Origin of the sequence: Sulfuriflexus sp., assembly GCF_032250955.1 — a bacterium.
GTDB lineage: Bacteria > Pseudomonadota > Gammaproteobacteria > AKS1 > AKS1 > Sulfuriflexus.
Map to the genome: position 1 here is coordinate 1 of NZ_JAVVES010000149.1, position 521 is coordinate 521.

General features: G+C 47.6%; 1 protein-coding gene. It reads right to left on the reverse strand.

The window, feature by feature from the left end:
* Positions 1-390, reverse strand: a 390-nt coding sequence (locus RQ738_RS13650) for a glutamate--tRNA ligase family protein (RefSeq protein WP_314165871.1), incomplete at its 3' end; no start/stop codon positions are given.
* Positions 391-521 lie beyond the last annotated feature (131 nt).

The following is a 521-nucleotide window of genomic DNA, read 5'->3' on the forward strand; positions in this document are numbered from 1 at the left end:
TTCCTCGGCTGAGAGGTCGCATACGTAAGCTTTGCCTTTTTTGATCAATTCGACAGCGAAATCATAGAGCGCATCAAAATAATCCGAGGCAAAATACAGGCGGTCATCCCAATCGAAGCCCAACCAGCGGATATCCTCCTGAATCGATTCCACGTATTCCACCTCTTCCTTGGTGGGGTTGGTGTCATCAAAGCGCAGGTTGGTCAGCCCGCTGTTGGCTTGCGCGACGCCGAAATTCAGGCAGATCGACTTGGCATGACCAATGTGCAGGTAGCCGTTAGGTTCCGGGGGAAAACGGGTATGCACGTGGTCAAAGCGCCCGTTCTCATGATGTTCGTCAATAATATCTGTAATAAAATTCGAGCGGGTTGCACTGGTTTCTTCACTCATTAGTTTTCTCCAAATGTCCTTAATTGATTGATTCAATAATTCCTCAGATACGTATTATATTCTATTCCGTATCAGCGCCCAACAAAAACAGCCCTGGCGCTTGCCAGGGCTGCTAATTTAATCCGTAAAGC